We start from the raw sequence: 3,800 nt of genomic DNA on the forward strand, positions 1-3,800 counted from the left end.
GCGCAGCGCGCAGGCGGCCAAGGAGATCAAGGGGCTGATCGGCGACTCGGCCGAGAAGGTCGAGCTGGGCACGCGCCTGGTGGACGAGGCCGGCCGCACGATGACCGAGATCGTCGGCAGCGTGCGCCGCGTCACCGACATCATGGGCGAGATCGCCGCCGCCAGCCGCGAGCAGACCGGCGGCATCGAGCAGGTCAACCAGTCGATCGCGCAGATGGACCAGATGACGCAGCAGAATGCGGCCATGGTCGAGGAGGCCACGGCCGCTGCCGGTTCGCTGAGGGAGCAGGCCGGCAGCCTGGCCCAGACGGTCGGCCGCTTCCGGTTGGCCCGGCATTGAAGCGCTTTGCCTGACGAGGACTTGCCATGACGATGATGAAGACCAGCGCCCGCAACCAGTTCGCCGGCAGGATCAGCCAAGTCGACGCCTGCCCGGTGACGACGGAAGTCGTGCTCACGCTGGGCGGCGGCCAGCAGATCACTGCCACGTTGACCAGCCATTCGGCCAAGAGCCTGAACCTCGCCGTGGGTGCGGAGGCGGTGGCGCTGATCAAGGCCTCGGCCATCGTGCTGGTGACCGACTTCGGCGGCTACCGCCTCTCGGCCCGCAACCAGCTGGCCGGCACGATCGCCAAGGTGGACAAGGGCGCGGTGACGACGGTCGTCGCGCTGGCGCTGGCCGGCGGCGAGACGGTCACCGCCACGATCACCAACGACGCGGCCGATGCGCTCGGCCTGGCCGTGGGCAGGCCGGCGACGGCCGTGTTCAAGGCCTACAGCGTGCTGCTGGCGGTCAAGGCGTCCTGAGCGGGAGGGCGGCGCGCGCGGCGTCCAGCTCGCGGTGCTGCCGCCTGAGCCGCTGCACCTCCACGTTGTTCAAGGCCTGGTACTTCTGAGTGACGGCCTGCATCTCGGTGCTCAGGCTCTGCTCCCAGGTCGCGCCCGCGAGGTTGTTCTTCGCGTTCGTCTTGCGGGCGCGCAAGGCGGCGATCTCGCGCTCCATCGCGTCGTTGTGCTGCGCGATCCGGTTCTCGGTATCTGCGACCTGCTGTTCCAGCTCGCGGACGCGCCGTTCGGCCTCGAGGCCGCTGAGCATGCGCTGCTCGACGGTCGGCCGGGGCCGGGTCGTGCCGGCCTCGTCCTCCGGCGCGGCGTAGCCCGATGCGGGCTTGATGTCGAGCTTCTGGGACTTGTCCGCCTGCGCGCAAGGGGTCTGCTGGAAGGAGACCGAGCCGTCCGGCCGGCCGCAGCGGTATTGGGCCTGCGCCGCGCCGCAGGCGACGAGCGCGAGTACGGATGCGGTGACGGTCTGGAGCATTCGGGTCATGGGCGTGCCTCGTGGTTGTCGTCAGTGCTGGCCGCCATCGAGGAGGGCATGCCGGAGCACTGCGTGCTCAACGCTTCAAACCACGGTTACGGATGACAGTGGCCGCTGTTTGCGGCGCGCCATGCAAAAAGCCACCCGTGAGGGTGGCTTTCCGTCTTTTCTTGGTGCCGGTGAAAGGAGTCGAACCCTCGACCTTCGCATTACGAATGCGCTGCTCTACCAACTGAGCTACACCGGCGCTGAGCCCGCTATTCTAGCCGTACTTTTTTGGTGTCGGCAAGGGCTGCAGAAATAATTCGTCATCAGACCGACGGCGTCGCGGGTTCGGCCCGGTGCTGGTCGTGCGCCGGCGCTCCAGTGCGGCCACCAGCTTCTCCACGCCGCCGCGGATGCCGGCCTCCGGGAAGGCGGCGAAGCCCAGGCGCAGGCCGTTCACCGGCGGCTGCCGCCGGCTGAACGGCGACAGCGGCTGCACGACGATGCCGGCCGCGGCGGCGCGTGCCGCGATCTCGACATCGCTGACCTCGCCGCTGCGCAGGCGCAGCGCGAGCGTCAGGCCGCGCTGCTGCGCGGGTACCTCGATCCAGCGGCCGAAATGCTTGTCCAGCTGTTCGCGCAGCAGGGCCGAGCGGGTGGCATAGACCTCGCGGGCCAGGCGCAGGTGGCGCGCCCAGTGGCCCTGCGCGATGAAGTCGTGCAGCACCGCCTGGTCCAGCACCGAGGGCAGGGCGCCGGTCAGCGCCAGCGCCGCGCAGACCGGGTCGACCAGATGCTGCGGCAGCAGCAGCCAGGCCAGCCGCAGCGCGGGCGAGGCGTTGAAGGTGACGTGGCCGAGATGGATGGTGCGCTCGTCGTCCTCCAGCTCGGGTTCGGGCGCGCCGCCGAAGACGAAGTCGACATCGCGCTGCTCGACGATCACATGCGCCTGCGCCTGCTCGGCCCAGCGCTGCAGCGCCCAGCGCCGGTCCGCGGAGAGGCCGTGGCCCAGCGGCATCTGCACGCCGGCGGTCACGTGGGCCAGCCGCGCCCGGGGGGCGAGCCGCAGGCCCTCGTCGACCCGCATGCCCTGCTCGTCCACCGGCAGCGGGACGACTTCGGCGCCGGCCGCAGTCAGCAGAGCCTGGACGTTAGGCGGCCCCGGGTCCTCGACCCAGGCGCGGTCGCCGGGATCGAGCAGCAGCCGGGCGAGCAGGTCGATGGCCGGCGCGACGCCGGGCACGATGACCAGCCGTTCCGGCTCGCAGGAGCGCAGGCCGCGTGTCGTGGCCAGCACCTCGGCCAGCGCGTCCCGCAGCGGCGCATAGCCCTGCAGCGGCATGCCCTCCTGCAGCAGCCGCGCCTCATGCGGCTGCGTGCGCCGGCCGGCCAGCGTGTGCCAGATGTTGCTGGGCAGCAGGGCCAGGTCGATCTGGTCCGGCTCGAAGGTGGGGAACAGCCGCGTGCAGCCGTACAGGCCGGCGCCGGCCGCGGCGATCGTGCGGCCCTGCCCGGACAGTGACGGTTTGATGACGGGGCGTGCTGCCGCCGGTGTTTCGCTCGGCCTGCGTTGCGGCGCTACAAAGGTCCCGCGGCCCACCTCGCCCACAAGGTAACCGTCTGCAAGAAGGCGCGCATAGACGGCGGTGACCGTCGAGCGCGAGATGCCGTGGGCCTCGGCCAGCGCACGCGAGGTCGGCAGCCGGCTGCCGGCGGGGAGGCGGCCATCGCGCATCGCGGCGCGCAATTCGTTCAGCAGCCAGCGCTGCAGCGGCAGGCCGGGCTCGGGAGGCGCGAAGGCGAGGAAGTCGGACATTGGTCTGCTCTTGTGCGGCGGATTGGTCTGCTTGTCATGTCAAGAGGCGGCGCAGGATAGACGCAAAGCATTGACAAGATTTCTACGAGGGAAATGCAGATGAAGAATCGAGAACATCGCAGCAGCACGATCGGTGGGGGAATGACGGCGCTGGCGTTCGCCCTGTGCCTGGCAGGCTGCGGCGGCGGCGCCGGCTCGGACCCGGGCCTGGCGCAGGCCGCGCAGTCCGCCGACGGCCGGGCGACGGCGCTCGCGGCCTCGGGCGCGAGCGACACCGCGCCCGAGCAAGCCCTGACCCCCGTGGCCGCCACCAGCAGCGCCAACGAGCGCGGCGACCTCGGCGCCGCCGCGGCGATCGACCACGACGCCAACACCCGTTGGGGCAGCGGCTTCTCCGACGACCAGTGGCTGACGTTGGACTACGGCCAGGTGGTGACGATCACCCGTGTGCACATCGACTGGGAGCGCGCCCACGCGACGAAGTACCTGCTGCAGGTCTCCACCGACGGCACCAACTGGACCACGATCAAGACCGTGGACAACAGCCAGGGCGGCAGCGAGGACTGGACCGGCCTCGCCGGCAGCGGCCGCTACCTGCGCATGCAGGGCGTGACGCGTTCGAGCCAGTACGGCTACTCGATCTTCGAGATCCAGGCCTTCAGCGGCACGCCGCCGCAGACC

Annotated in this window: 5 protein-coding genes and 1 tRNA gene; 3 read left to right on the plus strand and 3 right to left on the minus strand. The window is 70.7% G+C overall.

The window, feature by feature from the left end:
- The coding region (locus tag B0W88_RS30430) for a methyl-accepting chemotaxis protein (RefSeq protein WP_233151898.1) at positions 1–340 on the plus strand (340 nt) is incomplete at its 5' end.
- 26 nt (positions 341–366) lie between these two features.
- A complete protein-coding gene (locus tag B0W88_RS30435; protein ID WP_233151899.1) occupies positions 367–807 on the plus strand; it encodes a molybdopterin-binding protein in 441 nt (146 codons plus the stop codon).
- On the opposite strand, the gene B0W88_RS30440 is transcribed toward B0W88_RS30435, so the two are convergent.
- The 3 genes from B0W88_RS30440 to B0W88_RS30450 all read right to left on the minus strand — a co-directional run bounded on the left by B0W88_RS30440 (position 794) and on the right by B0W88_RS30450 (position 3,119).
- Positions 794–1,327 carry a DUF4124 domain-containing protein gene (locus B0W88_RS30440; protein ID WP_144007083.1) on the minus strand — a complete coding sequence of 178 codons (534 nt, stop codon included), beginning with the start codon at positions 1,325–1,327 and terminating at the stop codon, positions 794–796. The genes B0W88_RS30435 and B0W88_RS30440 overlap by 14 nt on opposite strands.
- Positions 1,328–1,489: 162 nt before the next feature.
- Positions 1,490–1,565 (minus strand) — tRNA-Thr (locus tag B0W88_RS30445).
- A 15-nt stretch (positions 1,566–1,580) separates the two neighbouring features.
- Positions 1,581–3,119 carry a PLP-dependent aminotransferase family protein gene (locus B0W88_RS30450; protein ID WP_077038247.1) on the minus strand — a complete coding sequence of 513 codons (1,539 nt, stop codon included), beginning with the start codon at positions 3,117–3,119 and terminating at the stop codon, positions 1,581–1,583.
- Between the two features lie 99 nt (positions 3,120–3,218).
- Between B0W88_RS30450 and B0W88_RS30455 the strand changes: the two genes are divergently transcribed.
- The coding region (locus B0W88_RS30455; protein WP_233151900.1) for a discoidin domain-containing protein at positions 3,219–3,800 on the plus strand (582 nt) is incomplete at its 3' end.

This window comes from Pelomonas sp. KK5 (assembly GCF_001984095.1).
Classification (GTDB): Bacteria; Pseudomonadota; Gammaproteobacteria; order Burkholderiales; family Burkholderiaceae_C; genus KK5.

What these genes read in the sequence shown, in the direction of transcription:
- B0W88_RS30435 (WP_233151899.1), top strand. Translation starts at nt 367, where the DNA reads ATGACGATGATGAAGACCAGCGCCCGCAACCAGTTCGCCGGCAGGATC.
- B0W88_RS30440 (WP_144007083.1), bottom strand. Translation starts at nt 1,327, where the DNA reads ATGACCCGAATGCTCCAGACCGTCACCGCATCCGTACTCGCGCTCGTC.
- B0W88_RS30450 (WP_077038247.1), bottom strand. Translation starts at nt 3,119, where the DNA reads ATGTCCGACTTCCTCGCCTTCGCGCCTCCCGAGCCCGGCCTGCCGCTG.